Source organism: Peptoniphilus catoniae (assembly GCF_901447155.2).
Classification (GTDB): Bacteria; Bacillota; Clostridia; order Tissierellales; family Peptoniphilaceae; genus Peptoniphilus_E; species Peptoniphilus_E catoniae.
The window spans coordinates 64,831-80,445 of record NZ_LR588416.1 but is presented as its reverse complement, the minus strand read 5'-3'; the positions used below and the strand labels follow the sequence as shown (position 1 = coordinate 80,445).

The 15,615-nt window shown below is 35.2% G+C and carries 14 protein-coding genes and 1 riboswitch; of the genes, 12 read left to right on the top strand and 2 right to left on the bottom strand.

Features of this window, described 5'->3' with window-relative positions; translation table 11 throughout:
- Window positions 1-20 precede the first annotated feature (20 nt).
- The 7 genes from PEPCATONIAE_RS06565 to ilvA all read left to right on the top strand — a co-directional run bounded on the left by PEPCATONIAE_RS06565 (window position 21) and on the right by ilvA (window position 7,080).
- Complete coding sequence (locus PEPCATONIAE_RS06565) at window positions 21-1,340, top strand: NCS2 family permease (protein ID WP_138160335.1); 1,320 nt, start codon at window positions 21-23, stop codon at window positions 1,338-1,340.
- 111 nt (window positions 1,341-1,451) lie between these two features.
- A riboswitch (THF riboswitch) is annotated at window positions 1,452-1,534 on the top strand.
- Window positions 1,535-1,614: 80 nt separating this feature from the next.
- A complete protein-coding gene (folE, locus tag PEPCATONIAE_RS06560; protein WP_138160334.1) occupies window positions 1,615-2,169 on the top strand; it encodes a GTP cyclohydrolase I FolE in 555 nt (184 codons plus the stop codon).
- Entirely contained in the window at window positions 2,169-2,642 is a 474-nt protein-coding gene (locus PEPCATONIAE_RS06555; RefSeq protein WP_138160333.1) for an HD domain-containing protein, read from the top strand. Before folE ends, PEPCATONIAE_RS06555 begins: the two co-directional genes overlap by 1 nt.
- 12 nt (window positions 2,643-2,654) lie before the next feature.
- Window positions 2,655-3,491, top strand: coding sequence for a 2-amino-4-hydroxy-6-hydroxymethyldihydropteridine diphosphokinase (gene folK / locus PEPCATONIAE_RS06550; protein ID WP_138160332.1), 837 nt, complete (start codon window positions 2,655-2,657; stop codon window positions 3,489-3,491).
- Window positions 3,492-3,612: 121 nt separating this feature from the next.
- Window positions 3,613-5,190 carry an S-layer homology domain-containing protein gene (locus PEPCATONIAE_RS06545; protein WP_138160331.1) on the top strand — a complete coding sequence of 526 codons (1,578 nt, stop codon included), beginning with the start codon at window positions 3,613-3,615 and terminating at the stop codon, window positions 5,188-5,190.
- Window positions 5,191-5,271: 81 nt separating this feature from the next.
- Window positions 5,272-5,628, top strand: a complete 357-nt coding sequence (locus tag PEPCATONIAE_RS06540; RefSeq protein WP_138160330.1) for a desulfoferrodoxin family protein — start codon at window positions 5,272-5,274, stop codon at window positions 5,626-5,628.
- A 252-nt stretch (window positions 5,629-5,880) separates the two neighbouring features.
- A complete protein-coding gene (ilvA, locus tag PEPCATONIAE_RS06535; RefSeq protein ID WP_138160329.1) occupies window positions 5,881-7,080 on the top strand; it encodes a threonine ammonia-lyase in 1,200 nt (399 codons plus the stop codon).
- A gap of 99 nt (window positions 7,081-7,179) precedes the next feature.
- Here the strand turns inward: ilvA and PEPCATONIAE_RS06530 are convergent, their stop codons facing one another.
- Together PEPCATONIAE_RS06530 and PEPCATONIAE_RS06525 are read right to left on the bottom strand one after the other, a co-directional pair.
- Entirely contained in the window at window positions 7,180-8,085 is a 906-nt protein-coding gene (locus PEPCATONIAE_RS06530) for a copper amine oxidase N-terminal domain-containing protein (protein WP_138160328.1), read from the bottom strand.
- Between the two features lie 4 nt (window positions 8,086-8,089).
- Window positions 8,090-8,734, bottom strand: a complete 645-nt coding sequence (locus PEPCATONIAE_RS06525; RefSeq protein ID WP_180339365.1) for a ferlin — start codon at window positions 8,732-8,734, stop codon at window positions 8,090-8,092.
- 115 nt (window positions 8,735-8,849) lie between these two features.
- On the opposite strand from PEPCATONIAE_RS06525, the gene PEPCATONIAE_RS06520 reads away from it, so the two are divergent.
- From PEPCATONIAE_RS06520 to iadA, 5 genes are all read left to right on the top strand, one after another.
- Complete coding sequence (locus PEPCATONIAE_RS06520; RefSeq protein WP_138160327.1) at window positions 8,850-10,175, top strand: CCA tRNA nucleotidyltransferase; 1,326 nt, start codon at window positions 8,850-8,852, stop codon at window positions 10,173-10,175.
- Window positions 10,175-11,518 carry a phosphoglucosamine mutase gene (gene glmM, locus PEPCATONIAE_RS06515; protein WP_138160326.1) on the top strand — a complete coding sequence of 448 codons (1,344 nt, stop codon included), beginning with the start codon at window positions 10,175-10,177 and terminating at the stop codon, window positions 11,516-11,518. The genes PEPCATONIAE_RS06520 and glmM overlap by 1 nt, the downstream gene beginning before the upstream one ends.
- A gap of 6 nt (window positions 11,519-11,524) precedes the next feature.
- Entirely contained in the window at window positions 11,525-12,364 is an 840-nt protein-coding gene (locus tag PEPCATONIAE_RS06510) for a DegV family protein (RefSeq protein ID WP_138160325.1), read from the top strand.
- A 111-nt stretch (window positions 12,365-12,475) separates the two neighbouring features.
- Window positions 12,476-14,179, top strand: a complete 1,704-nt coding sequence (gene yfcC / locus PEPCATONIAE_RS06505) for a putative basic amino acid antiporter YfcC (RefSeq protein ID WP_138160324.1) — start codon at window positions 12,476-12,478, stop codon at window positions 14,177-14,179.
- 10 nt (window positions 14,180-14,189) lie between these two features.
- On the top strand, window positions 14,190-15,377 hold the full coding sequence (gene iadA / locus PEPCATONIAE_RS06500; protein ID WP_138160323.1) for a beta-aspartyl-peptidase: 1,188 nt from the start codon (window positions 14,190-14,192) through the stop codon (window positions 15,375-15,377).
- Window positions 15,378-15,615 lie beyond the last annotated feature (238 nt).

Here is a 15,615-nt window from a genome sequence, read left to right as displayed (position 1 = left end):
TAGAGTCCGGGAGGGATCTAATGGAAAATAATTTTTTAGAAAAGAAGTTCCGTTTAAAAAAAGCAGGTACTGATACCAGAACCGAACTTATGGCGGGGCTTACTACGTTTATGACCATGTCCTATATACTTATAGTAAATCCGTCTATACTTTCTGAAACAGGTATGGATAAGGGAGCGGTATTTACAGCTACAATTGTTTCTTCAGTTATTGCCATGTTGGTAATGGCACTGTATGCTAATCTTCCTTTCGGACTTGCTCCGGGTATGGGACTTAACGCATTTTTTACTTACACTGTAGTTTTATCATTTGGTAAGACTTGGGAATTTGCTCTTACTGCTGTATTTCTTGAAGGTATTATATTTATTTTATTGAGCTTATTCAGCGTAAGAGAGGCAATTTTTACATCAATACCTATTGTCCTAAAGAACGCTGTCAGTGTAGGTATAGGATTGTTTATCGCCTTTATAGGCTTTTCAAATGCAGGCGTAATTGGACAGGGAGATGGAGTAATTCTTACTCTAGGCAACCTTCTTACTAAAAACACCTTCGTATTTTTCTTTGCTTTGTTCCTTATGGCATTTTTAACTGCAAAGGGAGTAAAGGGAGCTTTGCTTATAGGTATAGTGGGCTCTACAGTTGTGGCTGTGATTTTAGGTGTTTCATCACTTCCTACACAATCTATATTTTCTTTACCGCCTGATATAGGACCTGTTGTCTTTAAGCTTAAATTCGATCATATCTTCACCTTTGAAATGTTTTCTATAATGTTTACATTCCTATTTGTGGATATGTTTGATACTATAGGTACCCTAACAGGTGTAGCAACTAAGGCGGGAATGCTTGATGAAGAGGGTAGACTTCCTAATGCAAGTCATGCTTTAATGGCTGATGCTATTGGAACAACAGTAGGTGCTCTTTTAGGTACAAGTACAGTTACCACCTTTGTAGAGTCAGCCAGCGGTGTTGCTGATGGAGGAAGAACAGGATTGACGGCTTTGTCAACGGCATTTTTCTTCTTTATATCCTTATTTTTCTTTCCACTATTTTCAATAGTGCCACCGGAATCTACGGCAGCAGCTCTTGTAATAGTTGGACTTTTCATGATGAGTCCTATTAAGGAAATTAACTTTAATGACTTTACAGAATCAGTACCGGCATTTTTAACTATAACAATGATGCCCTTTGCATATTCAATAGCTGAAGGTATCAGCTTTGGTATTATGTCCTATGTACTGCTTAAACTTTTAACAGGAAAGAAGAAGGAAATCACTCCAATGATTGCAGTGCTTGCCATAATATTCTTCCTTAGAATATTAAGTCCTTTATTTCCATTTTAAAATTAATTGAAAGATCGATTAAAGACATTAAATCGGCTCTTATAGGAGCCGGTTTTTTTATTAGGCTACAAATATTTACAAATTATCTTCTAATGGTATAATGTTGTTTGATATAGAGTAGGTAAAGTGCGTAAGTGTAAAGGGATGGGAAGTAGCCCTTTAACGAAATTGATGCTTTATCGCTTCCGCTTATATGATTTTTTTTGCGGGGCCATTATCTCTTTGATAATGGTTATTCTTATATTAATAAAAAGCAAAGGAATGTAATAAATTAATGGACAAGGAAAAAATTGAGAAAGCTGTTTCAATGATTATTGAAGCTATAGGAGAGGACCCTAACAGAGAAGGACTTGTTGAAACACCTGCAAGAATATCAAGAATGTATGAAGAAATATTTTCAGGTCTTGGCAAGGATGCAAGTGAAGAGTTATCTAAAACCTTTGAGCTTGTTGAAGGAGGCATGGTAGTTGAAAAGGATATAAGCTTTCATTCCATGTGCGAGCATCATTTTCTACCCTTTTGGGGCAAGGTGCATATAGCCTATATACCTGACCAAAGAGTTGCAGGACTTTCTAAGCTTGCAAGGACTGTAGATGTTTATTCAAGAAAGCCTCAGCTTCAGGAAAGACTTAATCTTGAAATAGCCGATGCAATTATGAAGTTTTTAAATGCTAAGGGAGTTTTAGTTGTAGTGGAGGCTGAGCATATGTGTATGAATATGAGAGGGGTAAAGAAACCCGGCACCTCTACAAGAACTTATATAGCTGAGGGACTTATTAAAACTGACAAGAATTTAAGAGATGAAGCCTTTAAAATGATGGGACTATAATGAAAAACACAAATATTATTTTTTTTGATGAAGCTTATCAGAAATTTTTAGATAAACTGAACCTATTGGAAAGGTACAGGATCTTCTGCAAACACAATTTGGACCATTTTATGGCAGTGGGAAGGATAGCCACTATACTTGCCTATGAAGAGGGCCTTGACCTATCAAGGGATTTGATTTATTCAGCAGCTCTGCTGCACGATATAGGACGAGTAAAGGAAATAGAAGATGGTACTCCCCACAATGAGGCCTCCTATGAGATAGCCAAGGACTTTTTAGATAAGACGGATTTTAGTTTAGAGGAGAGGGAGATTATTTTATCTGCCATACTTAATCATAGAAAGGGGCAAGGGTCAAAGTTTGATGAAATTTTTTACAGAGCTGACAAACTATCAAGAAACTGTTTTACCTGCCCTGCAAGGGATAAGTGTAACTGGCCTGATTCTAAAAAGAATTTGGAAATAAATTACTAAAGAGAGTGAAATATGGATTGTTTAAAAATAAAAGATTTGGAAATTTATGCTAATCATGGAGTCTTTAAGGAAGAGAAGACCTTGGGACAAAAATTTCTTATTAGTGCCGATATATTTTACAGTTTTACAAGTGCGGCATTAGGAGATAGGTTGGAATATTCCATTGACTATGGCAAGCTTTGCAAGGACATTACAAAAAGATTTAAGGAAAGGAGCTTTGACCTTATTGAGACCTCCTGCCTTGATATTATAAAATTTATTTTTGATAGCTATCAAGAGGTAAAGAGGGTTGATCTTGAAGTAAAAAAGCCCTGGGCACCTATAGGTCTGCCTCTTAACAGTGCCTCTGTAAAAATGACCAGAAGAAGGAGAGATTTTTATATAGGCCTTGGCACTAATATGGGAGACAAGGAAAAGAATCTTAAAGAGGCTATAAGTCTAATGGAAGAAAAGGGCATTAAGATAAGAAAATCATCAGGTCTATTAGGCAACAAGGCTTGGGGAAAAACCGACCAGGCAGACTTTTTAAACCAAATAGTTATAGCAAGCTCTTATGAGGAGCCTGAGGATCTTTTAAAAATACTTAATGACATAGAAGAAGAAATGGGAAGAAAAAGAATTGAAAAATGGGGTCCCAGAATTATAGACCTGGACATACTTTTTGTGGACTATGAGATAATTTACACAGACAAGCTTATAGTTCCTCACCCCTACATTCAATATAGAGATTTTATTTTGCAGCAGCTTTATGAAATAGCTCCTCATTTTATTCACCCGGTACTTAATAAATCCATAAGTGTTTTATATGAAGAAGTAAAAAATAAAAATTCTGAAATTAAATATTTGTAAACAAAACCCTTTCTGATTTTTTTTAAAATTTCAGAAGGGGTTTTATTTAGTTAATTTGTAACAGTAATTTAATGCAAATTTTCACCAAGTCAATTATAATAAAGGTAAAGAGGTGATTTGTGTGAATAAGAAATTAGGTTTTATATACGCATTTATTCTCGTATTTATTATGATTGTTTCAGTACCCTCCTATGGAATGGAAGATATATCTGTGGTATTGGAACAACCGGCAGTATACAAGGCGGAAAAAGGGGATAATTTAGATTATAAATTAAATATTAAGCTTCCTGAAAACTACGAAAACCGATATAGATCATTTGCAGTTACCTTACTCTTGGATAAAAATTTAAAGGTAACCTCAGCGGATTTTGTAGGAGTAAAGGCAGTTGATGCTAAACTTGTTTTAAACATAACAAACATAAAGGATGAAACTCAAAATCTTGTAACAGTCTCCGTTAATGATGCGGATGCTTTAGCAGGAGTGTCAAATTTCGGAGTTGATATAAAAACTCAGGTTAAGGAAGCTTCATCAGGAGACTCCTTTGAAAACTCTTTTGTAGTTACTTATGTGGACAGGGAGGGGAAAGAAAACTCAATTCAAAAAAATCTTACCTCCAATACCAAGGTGGAAGATGGAAAGCTGGCACTAAAAAGCTTTTATTCCAATGAAAAAATATTAAGAGGAAGTACACAACCGGGAGCCAATCTTACAATTATAGAAGAGGGCAAGGACAATATAAATGCTGTTGCCGATAAAGATGGAAAAATTGCAGTGGAGGTAGGCAAAAAAGAAGTAGGCACTAAGCTTATAGTTAAAAGCGAGTACATGGTTAAGGATAAAAAATATTCAGCTGAAGATACTCTTGTGGTAAAACCTGCTGAAGATAAATATATTACCGATAACATAGCTGATAAATCTTTAATAAGTTCAGAGGAAGCAAATATTACTATTCTTCAAGACCATGTAGACATGGCAAGGAAGATAAATGTATTTAAAGCAGGTAGAGAAGACTCTGCAAGGCTTGGAGCGGCAGTAGCAAACGGTCAATATGTTTTAGTAAAATCCGATGTTAAAGGTCAAGAGATCTCCGATGCCATAAAAAAAATAAAAGAAGCGACGACTTATCTTAGAAAGCCTTTAATGCAAGGCTATGCAGATGCAAACTTCGGCTGTAATAAAAAAATGACAAGGGCAGAGGTGGCAAGTGTACTTGCAAGAATAAAGACAGGTGAGGAGCCTAGAGGAAATTTCTCAAGCTTTAAAGATGTGGATCAGGATAAATGGTATGCAGATGCAGTAGGCTACATGGAAAAAGAAGGAATTTTCGGAGGCTATTCAGACAACACCTTTAAGCCGGAAAAATCCATAACAAGAGCTGAATTTGCTGCAGTAATTTCAAAATTAACCGACTCCATGGAAAAAGTCCCCGCTAAGGAATTTAAAGATGTAGATGAAGACCATTGGGCAAAGACAGCCATAGACCATGTAACCTCAAGAGGCTACATGAGAGGAAGAAGCGAAAATCAGTTTGCACCTGATGCGGCAATAACAAGAGCGGAGGTCGCAGTAGTACTTAATAAGCTTACTGATAGAGTCCCTGATAAAGAATTTATGGACAAGTATTCCAAGAATCCTTTTAAGGATTTAAGTAAAGATTTTTGGGCTTACTATGAAATTCTTGAAGTAAGTGGAAATTAAATTAAAAGTCAAAGAATTAAATATACAAAATTGGGTAAAACATATATGTAAGTTTAAAAAATTTTTTAGGGGGTAATAAATTTGAAAAAATTAACAGAACTTGTTCAATCAGGAGATTGGAAAAATGAAAAGCACGTGCCTGCTTTACATGTAGAGCAAAAAGATGGAGAATTATCAATTGTAGCTCAAGTAGGAGAAGAAATTGAACATCCTAATACTTTAGAACATCATATAGCATGGATTAAAGTATTTTTCCAACCTGAAGGATTCAAGTTCCCAATTGAAGTAGGAAGCTATGAATTTTCCGCACATGGAGAAGAAGAAGTATTTTCTAAGCCTTATGTAAAAGCTCAAATTAAAACCGATAAAAAAGGTGTTGTATATGCAATGAGCTATTGCAACATTCACGGACTTTGGGAAAATTCACAAGAAATTTAAAAAAGTTTTCTTAAAAGGTATGCCTTTAATGGTGTACCTTTTTTTATTTGTCCAATATGTTCAGAAAGTCATTATCATTTAGAACACTTAAAAGATAAAATAAAACTTTTTTTACCAATCATTAAATGTTAGAATAAAAAGAGAGCCTTGGATTTATGTCAGAATAAAAGGTCCGGCTTATAAAAACATATAAATAAAAAACGTCTTTAAGTTAAAAAATTTTTAATGAAAAGGTTAAGGGGGAAATAAAAAATGACAGATGGCAAGCTTACAGTTGACAGTTTTTATGAAGCGGCTTCTAGATTGAAATCCATTGCAAGAAAAACAGATTTAATAGAAGCACAAAACCTTGGAGAGAATATCTACCTCAAAACTGAAAATCTTCAAGTAACAGGTTCCTTTAAAATAAGAGGAGCTTACAATAAAATATCAAAATTAACTGAAGAAGAGCAAAAAAGAGGAGTTGTAGCAACATCTGCAGGAAATCATGCTCAAGGGGTAGCCTTGTCATGTAAGAAATTAGGTATTCCGGCAACTATATTTATGCCGGAACAAGCTCCTTTATCAAAAGTTGAAGCTACAAGGGCTTTTGGAGCAGAGGTAATACTTAAAGGTGATAGCTACGACGATGCCTATATTGCATCTAAAGAATACAACAATACTTATAACAAAACCTTTATCCATCCCTTTAACGATGTAGATGTAATTGCAGGTCAAGGAACAATAGGTCTTGAAATATTGGAAGATTTACCAGATGCTGATTATGTCTTTGTGCCTATAGGAGGCGGAGGACTTATTAGTGGAGTTAGCTTTATAATTAAGGCCTTAAAACCCGACACTAAAATAATTGGAGTTGAAGCTGCCAATGCGGCATCAATGAAAAATTCCATAGAAGGCGGAGAAATTATTAACCTTTCAAAGGTAAATACCTTTGCAGACGGAATTGCCGTTAAAACCCCGGGAAGCATTACCTATGAAATAGTAAGAAAATATGTTGATGATATAGTAACTGTAACAGAAGATGAAATTGCATCTGCACTTTTAATGCTTTTGGAAAAACAAAAGCTTGTTTGTGAAGGTTCAGGAGCAGTAGCCTTTGCAGCAATTAAATATGGAAATATTGATTTAAAGGGTAAAAAAGCCGTAGCCCTACTTTCAGGAGGAAATATAGACGTAAACATCCTTTCAAAAATAATAGAAAGAGGATTAATAAAGACCGGAAGAAAGGCGATTTTAAATATAGAGCTTAGAGATAAACCGGGAGAGCTTTCAAAGGCTACAAAGATTATTGCAGATCTTGGCGGAAACATTACTGAGGTTAAATACAATCCGGCAAAAAAATCCAATGAAATGTTCAGCTTCCTTCTAAACATAAGCTGTGAAACAAGAAATTCCCAACACGCAGAAGAGATAAGAGAAAAACTTAAATCCTGCGGTTTCGATTTAGATTAAGCTTTTATTTAATTAAAAGTAAGTAAAGCTTAGACAAGTAGTATTTGAAATTTATATATAAAAGAAAAGACTGTGAAGGAAAATCACAGTCTTTTTGTTTTATAGTTGGTTAAATAAATTTTTAAGTGTTGGATCATTTAAAAGGTTTCCCTTTTCACCGGCATCATTGTAGCTTTTAATGTCCTTATCTTCTCTGTAGGGCAGTCCTTTTGATTCAGCATCAAGAGCTGATTTAAACTCACTTATTTTAATAGCAAGCTGAGTATGCAAGTCCACTACCCTTTTAGCAATATCCTTATCTCCTGCAAGAAGAGCCTGGTTGTAATTGTCAATTATGTTATCTCCTAATACTATAGCTTCCTTTAGGAGCTTATAGGAAATCTTATACTGATCCCTTGCTTCCATTTGGTCTAAATTCTTTGCCAAGGAGCGAACCTTGTCCTTAATTTCATTAAGCTTTGAAAGAATTTGATCATTATTGTACTTGGACACATCTTCAAAGTAGTAGGTTCTTAAATCTTCAAGGGATTTTTGAAAATCTGACGCTATATTCTTAAGTTCCTTTGCATAGGGGTCCTTTAGACTGTCTTCCTTGCTGGTTAAAATAACTACATAGTTATCCTTATCCCAGTCAACTTTAATGCCGAAGTTTTCAGCTATAAACCTTATAGGTACAAAAGTTCTGTCCTTGGTAATTTCAGGAGCAACATCATTGCTTTTACTTACTCCGTTAATTAAAACTTCCTTTTTACCAATGGTAAGAACCATTTCAATACCTTCTTTGGAAATTGTAACCTGTCTATCCTTTTCATTCCAATCCACCTTGTAACCCAAAGCTTCTGAAATAAATCTTATGGGAACAAGAGTCCTGTCATCTTTAATATAGGCAGGAGCATCGGTTTTAATTTCCTTGCCATTTAAGCTTATGCTTATGCTTCTTTCTGCAAATACGCTAACTTCAAGTGCCATAACAAGGGCAAGGGTAAATATTAAAAATTTTTTCATTTTATCAATCCTTCTTATCTTTTTGGTCTGTTTTAGGCTTTTCGCTACTATCCTTTACTGTAGGTGCCTTTGAACTTTCAAAAACCTTTTCAATATATTCAAGGTTAGCATCATTTGTGCTTTCTATTTCTATAAAGGATTCGTCTCCTCTTGTAGGTTCTATTTGACCCTTGGCTCCGTCTACATAAAAGATTATATATTCCCTGTTGGCAAGAAGATTTTTAGGTAGAGTCATTTCAATTCTTGAAAGGTCTCCTCTATAGTCTTCTATAAAAGTTGATGTAGCATTGTTTTCAGGATCCATTTGAATTCTTACTCTTGATATATAATCTGAATTTTCAATTAAATTGTTAATGGTTTCCTTGTTTATTGAAGTGGTTTTTATTTCCTCTTTACTTTCTCCTTCAGCAGTCTTGTCGCCTGCAAGCTCTTCTACGGTGTTATCCATAGAAGGATTTTCTTCAGAAGCATTTTTATCTTCGTTAGAAGGATTTTCTTCAGAAGCATTCTTATCTTCGTTGTCTAAAACAGTTACTGAAGGCTCGCTGCTTTTGTCCGTCTTAGCATTTGCCGTCTCATCTTTTTTGCCGCAACCATTTAAGGCAAGGCTAAGAGAGAGTAGTGATATAAGTAATAATTTCTTTTTCATAATTACCTCCTATTCCTGTCAATTATAACACAAGACAAAAGCTTTTGTATATAAATAGGATTTATCGGCATACTTGTCTTTTGGTGTGATATAATTTATTTATTAAGGAGTTATTATGCCTGATGAAATTTTAGAGATACTTAAAATCTTAAATGAAAATAGTTACAAGGCTTACATAGTTGGGGGTGCTTTAAGGGATTATTTACTTGGCAAGCTCCCTCATGACTTTGACCTCACTACAGATGCAAGACCTGAAGAGGTTGAGGCCCTATTTAAAAATGAAATTCTTCATACAGTAGGTAAAAAATTTGGAACAGTTACCATTCTACACAAGGGATACCAGGTTGAGATAACAAGCTTCAGATTGGAAAACGATTATATTAATCATAGAAAGCCCAAGTCCGTAGTCTATACTAAAAGTCTTGAAGAAGATTTAAAGCGCAGGGATTTTACTGTTAATGCCATGGTTATGGATAGGTTTTTTAATATAATAGATCCCTTTTGCGGCAAAGAGGACTTGAAAAACAGAATTATAAGATCTGTAGGCGACCCGGACAGGAGATTAAAGGAAGACGCTTTAAGAATATTAAGGGCAATAAGATTCTCGACAGCTGGATTTACCTTAGATGAAGATTTAAGGGAAAGCATATTTGAGAACAGAGAACTTTTAAAGTCTATTTCCAAAGAAAGAATAGCCATGGAATTTAATAAGATTATGGTTTCCGACAAGCCTTCAGACGCACTTAGCCTAATGGAAGATACAGGTGTCCTTGGGGTTCTCTTTCCAGATTTACAAAGGACAGTGGGCTACGACCAAATGACTCCCTATCATATTAGAACCTTATTTGACCATATTAAGTGTGTTGTGGATCATACAGATCCAGTCCTCAGTATAAGGCTGGCGGCACTTTTTCACGATATTTCAAAGCCCGACACCCTTTCTATAGGTGAAGATGGAAGAGGCCACTTTTTTAATCACGATATATTGGGAGCAAACCGTGCCGAGGAAATTTTAAGATACTATAGGTACCCCAATAAGCTTATAGAAAAGGTTAAGATTTTAATAGAGGACCACATGAAGGTCCATGAAATCATGTCCGACAAGGCATTAAGACGTCAAATAAGAAGAGTTGGACCAGAAAACATACTTGATTTATATAATCTCCTTATTTCAGATTGCTACTGCACCACTATTGACAGGGACGTAAGCTTTCTTAAAGATAGAAGAAACAGAATAATAGAGCTTCTTAATGAAGATAAAAATATTTCAAAGAAAAATTATTTAAGGATAAATGGTAAAGATATAATTAATTTAGGCTTCAAAGAGGGTAAAATAATAGGAGAGATACTTGAATTTGCAAATGAACTTGTACTTGATGACCCTTCTTTAAACCAAAGGGAGACTTTACTGAAATTAATTAAAGATAAATGGGTGATGTAATGGGAAAATTATTTGGAACTGACGGAGTAAGAGGTATAGCAAACCTGGAGCTTGGCCCTAAACTTGCTTATAAATTAGGAAGAGCTGCAGGCTATATTCTTGCCGAGGGAAAAAGAGGAAAGATTCTAATAGGAAGAGATACAAGACTTTCCGGAGACCTTTTAGAAACCGCCTTAGTATCAGGGCTTTTGTCAATAGGACTTGATGTGGAGCTTGCAGGAGTAATACCTACACCTGCCATTGCCTATTTGACAAGAGAGGGAGATTATCTTGCGGGAATTGTAATATCAGCATCCCACAATCCCTTTGAGCATAACGGAATAAAATTTTTCTCCAAGGACGGTTACAAATTACCTGACAAAATAGAAGATCAAATTGAAGATTACATATTTTCAGAAACTAAACTCTATAAAAATGTAACGGGAGAAGATATAGGTCGTGTAACTAGAAAAGACACACTTAAAGACAAGTATGCAAATTATTTAAAAAGCCTTGCAGATATGGATCTTAAGGGAATGAAAATCGCCTTAGATACCGGCAACGGAGCCTTATCTGAAATAGCAGGTCCCCTACTTGAGTCAATGGGCGCAGAGGTTGTAGTTATAAATAACAAGCCCAACGGCAAAAATATAAATGACAAGTGCGGATCTACAAATCCCGATTTAATTTGTAAATTGGTAAAAGAAACCGGCTCCGATATAGGAATGAGTTTTGATGGAGATGCTGACAGAATTATAGCTGTAGATGAAGAAGGAAAGATAGTTGACGGAGACCATATTTTAGCAATTTGTGCAGGCTACCTGAAAGATAGAAACAAGCTTAAAGGAAACACTGTAGTAGGTACAATTATGTCAAATATAGGTCTTGGCAGATACCTTGATACTATAGGAGTAGATTTAGTTCATACAAAAGTCGGGGACAGATACGTTCTTGAAGAAATGATAAACAAGGGTTATGTACTTGGAGGAGAGCAGTCCGGTCACATTATATTTTTAGACTACAACACAACAGGCGACGGGCTTGCTACCGGTTTACATCTACTTGAAGTAATGACAAATACAAAAAAGAAACTATCTCAACTTAACTCCTTAATGACTACCTACCCTCAGGTCCTTGTAAATGCAAAAGTAAGATCAGATCTTAAAAACAAATATATGGATTTTGCTGATATAAGAGAAAAAATAGATCATATAGAAAAAGAATTTGCAGGTAAGGGAAGAGTAGTTATAAGACCTTCAGGCACCGAAAGTAAAATAAGGGTAATGATTGAAGGGGAAGATGAAGAAGTTTTGAAAAAATATGCAGAAGATCTTGCTGAATATATAGAAGAAAGGTTAAATTAATAAATTATGAAATACAAAATAATTTCAGATACGGCTTGTGACTTATCAAAAGAAATGGAAAAAGAATTTAACATATCTTACGTGCCCTTTAAAATTACAGTGGAGGGTTATGAATACGTAGACGATGATACCTTAAACATTGAAGGTTATTTAAAGGCTATGTTAAATAGTAAAAATCCTATAAAAACAGCTTGCCCCGGACCCTATGAATATCTTAACCACCTAAAGAATACAAAAGAGGACAATATATTTATACTTACTATTTCTAAAAAGCTTTCAGGATCCTACAATTCTGCAGCAGTAGCTGTAGATGAATTTAAAAAAGAGTATCCTGACAAAAATGTCTATATAGTGGACTCTCAAGCTGCAAGTGCCGGTCAAACTTCAGTACTTTTAAAAATGATTGAAGTTTTAGATAAGGCTGAGGATTTTAACGAAGCTGTAAATCTTATAGAAGAAAAAATTAAAAGCAACTTTACATTTTTTGTTTTGGAAAGTCTGGATAACCTTATTAAAAACGGCAGAATTAAAAGAACCTCAGGACTTATTGCAAATATTTTAAACATAAGACCGGTTATGGAAGGAAAAAATGGAGAGATATCTCTCTTTGAAATGAACAGGGGATTTAAGAGATCAATTATGAAGCTTGCAGATGCCCTTGGAAGTGTATGTAACAATTTTGAGGAGAGGATTTTAGTTATATCCCATGTAAATAGACTTGATATGGCAAATGAGCTAAAAGAGAAAGTAAAGAACCTTTATAATTTCAAGGATATTATAATAGTTCATACTAAGGGCCTATCATCAGGATATGCAGACAATGGAGGAATAGTAATAGGTTTTTAAAATCTTAATTAATAAATAAATCCTTTAGGATTTAAAATATAGATTATATATTTATTCTAAAACAGCAGAAAGTAAAAATAACCAAAGTTAATTAACTGAAAGGAGTATTTTATGAAAAAGGACGTTACGAAATTTAAAACGCCGCATACCTATGCAATTATATTTGTTGTAGTCTTAATTTGTTGGGCTTTAACCTTCTTAGTTCCTGCCGGAAAATTTTCCACTCATGATGTGGAGTACTTAAATGCAAATGGAGAAACTGCATCTAGAACGGTTTTAAGATCTGAAACCTTCCGCTATATGTATAACAGAGACGCTGATTTTTTAGATCAAAATCTTCCTAAGCTATACGAGGACAAAGAAACTTTAGAAAAATTTGATATTGATGAAGAAGCCTTTGGAGATCTTATTGCAAATAAGACTTTTGATGAGTCAAGCCTTGATGCCGCAGGTCTTACAGATGACACCCTTTATGAAATTTATGGTGAAGATTTTTATGACAAGTCACAAAAATTAAATAAAACCGCAGGCATTTGGGGAACTGATGACTTTAACGGTTTCGGATTTTTAAACTATGTATTTGAAGGCTTGGTATCAGGAGACAAGTATGGTTCTGCAGTAGGTATAGTAGCTTTGCTTTTAGTAGTAGGTGGAGCTTTTGGAATAGTTATGTCTACAGGTGCTATTGATGCTGGAATTTATGCAGTAATTAATAAAACAAGAGGTCTTGAAAAGCTTGCAATACCTATATTGTTCTATTTATTCTCTTTAGGTGGAGCAACCTTCGGAATGAGTGAAGAGGTTATACCATTTTCCATGGTAATGGTTCCCTTTGTAATAGCCCTGGGTTACGACTCCATAGTGGCAGTTACTGTAACCTTTGTCGCTTCACAACTTGGAAATGCCGTTTCCTGGATGAGTCCCTTTAGCGTTGCAATAGCCCAAGGTATAGCAGGTATCCCAGTACTTTCAGGAGCGGGATTCAGACTTACCTGCTGGGTAATAGTTACAGGTCTGGGCGCAGCCTATACTATGATATATGCCGAAAGGATCAGAAAGAACCCTACTAAGTCTGTTGTATATGAAACAGATAACAAGTTTAGAGCAAAGCTTGAACAAGACCAGGGAGCAAGAGAATTTAAACTTGGTCACAAACTTATACTTTTTGAAATGCTTTTAGTTCTTATTTGGATAGTTTGGGGAGTTATGAAAAAAGGCTACTATATTCCTGAAATAGCATCTCAATTCTTTGTAATGGGATTTGTTACAGGTATAACTGCAGTAATCTTTAAGTTAAACAATATGACAATTAACGATATGGCTTCAAAATTCCAATCAGGAGCCGCAGACCTTGCAGGTACCGCCGTTGTAGTAGGTATGGCTAAAGGTATACTTATAGTTTTAGGCGGAAGTGATGCAAACAGCTTTTCAGCTTTAAACACTATTTTATACTCAATAGGCAATGCCTTTGCAGGAGTTCCGAGAACTATAGCTGCAATAGGAATGTATCTTTTCCAAAGTTGCTTTAACCTTGTAGTAACATCAAACTCAGGTCAAGCAGCATTGACTATGCCTATTATGGCACCCCTTGCAGACCTTGTTGGACTTTCAAGACAAATATCCGTACTTGCCTACCAAATGGGAGCAGGATTTATGGATGCCTTTACTCCGGTAAGTGCCAGCCTTATAGGTGTACTTGGAGTAGCAGGTATAGACTGGTCAAAATGGGCTAAATTCCAAATAAAAATGCAAGGATTTTTCTTCTTGCTGGGATCAATTATATTGGTAATAGCAGTTGCAATTAATTTCCAATAGGAGATGAATTATGATTAAAATTATTAGAAATGCAAAAGTTTATTCCCCTGAAGAAAAGGGAATAAAAGATATATTGATTTTAGGAGATAAAATCGCCGCCATAGAAGACGAAATAAAAATAGATTTAGGCGGAGTCGTTGAAGTAGAAGAAATTGACGGCACAGGAAAAATTTTAACCCCGGGATTTATTGACTGCCACGTTCATATTTTAGGCGGAGGAGGAGAAGGCGGCTTTAAAACCAGAACTCCTGAAATAAAACTTACCACCCTTACAATGGCTGGAGTTACAACAGTAGTGGGCACCTTAGGTACAGATGGTATATGTAGAGATATTAATGCCCTTCTTGCCAAGGCCAGAGGTTTGGAAGAGGAAGGAGTAAGCACCTATATTTATACAGGAGCCTATCAAATCCCCACACCTACCCTAACAGGGGACATAATGAAGGATATTATGGCTATTGACAAAGTTATAGGTACAGGAGAAATTGCCCTGTCTGATCACAGATCATCTCAACCAACCTTTGAAGAATTTCTTCGCCTTGCTGCAAATGTAAGAGTAGCAGGAATGCTTTCAGGTAAGGCAGGTATTATTAATATCCACATGGGTGACGGAAAAAGCAACCTGGATTATTTAAACCGTGCAGTAGATGAAACTGAAATTCCCATTACACAGTTTTTGCCTACACACTCAGGCAGAAATCCCGAACTTTTTGAAGAAACAATTAAGTACATGAAAAGGGGAGGTTACGCTGACTTTACAGGAGCAGAGGACCCTGACCTTTGGGAAAGAGAATATGGGGAGGTCAGAATATCCAAGGCACTTAAAAGAATTATAGATGAAAAAATCAGCCTTGATAACTTTACCTTCACCTCAGACGGCCAAGGAAGCTTCCCTATGTTTAATGATAAAAATGAGTATATAGGCATAGGCATAGGTACATCAAGTTGCCTCCTTGAAGCTATAAAAGAATGTGTTTTTAGAGAAAATATACCTCTTAATATTGCACTTAGAGGACTTACAACAAACCCTGCAAGAATTTTAAAATTTGCCGACAAGGGCGAGATTAAAGTAGGCAAGGATGCCGATATAAATCTCTTAGACGAAAATACCTTAGACATAGACTCTGTATTTGCTAAAGGTAAACTTATGGTGGAAAGTAAAAAGCCTATAGTTTTCGGCACTTTTGAAGAAAGATAAAAAAAGCCTCAAATTAATAATAAAAATCAGATCCGGATTATTCCGGATCTTTTTTATATATAATTTACTTTTATTGGCATTAAAAAGTAGAATTTAGCTATTAGTAGCTGGATAAATATCATAATTATGGTATAATTTATATAACTTAATTTTAGTATACATAATATATCATCTTTAAAATAAAACGATTTTAAAGAAGAGAAAACTTACCTCTCCTTAGATTATTTTGAGGGGTATT

Bases quoted from the DNA above. Each gene is read 5' to 3' on its own strand.
- ilvA (WP_138160329.1), top strand. From the start codon at position 5,881: ATGACAGATGGCAAGCTTACAGTTGACAGTTTTTATGAAGCGGCTTCT.
- glmM (WP_138160326.1), top strand. From the start codon at position 10,175: ATGGGAAAATTATTTGGAACTGACGGAGTAAGAGGTATAGCAAACCTG.
- iadA (WP_138160323.1), top strand. From the start codon at position 14,190: ATGATTAAAATTATTAGAAATGCAAAAGTTTATTCCCCTGAAGAAAAG.
- PEPCATONIAE_RS06510 (WP_138160325.1), top strand. From the start codon at position 11,525: ATGAAATACAAAATAATTTCAGATACGGCTTGTGACTTATCAAAAGAA.
- folE (WP_138160334.1), top strand. From the start codon at position 1,615: ATGGACAAGGAAAAAATTGAGAAAGCTGTTTCAATGATTATTGAAGCT.
- folK (WP_138160332.1), top strand. From the start codon at position 2,655: ATGGATTGTTTAAAAATAAAAGATTTGGAAATTTATGCTAATCATGGA.
- PEPCATONIAE_RS06565 (WP_138160335.1), top strand. From the start codon at position 21: ATGGAAAATAATTTTTTAGAAAAGAAGTTCCGTTTAAAAAAAGCAGGT.
- PEPCATONIAE_RS06525 (WP_180339365.1), bottom strand. From the start codon at position 8,734: ATGAAAAAGAAATTATTACTTATATCACTACTCTCTCTTAGCCTTGCC.
- PEPCATONIAE_RS06555 (WP_138160333.1), top strand. From the start codon at position 2,169: ATGAAAAACACAAATATTATTTTTTTTGATGAAGCTTATCAGAAATTT.
- PEPCATONIAE_RS06520 (WP_138160327.1), top strand. From the start codon at position 8,850: ATGCCTGATGAAATTTTAGAGATACTTAAAATCTTAAATGAAAATAGT.
- yfcC (WP_138160324.1), top strand. From the start codon at position 12,476: ATGAAAAAGGACGTTACGAAATTTAAAACGCCGCATACCTATGCAATT.
- PEPCATONIAE_RS06530 (WP_138160328.1), bottom strand. From the start codon at position 8,085: ATGAAAAAATTTTTAATATTTACCCTTGCCCTTGTTATGGCACTTGAA.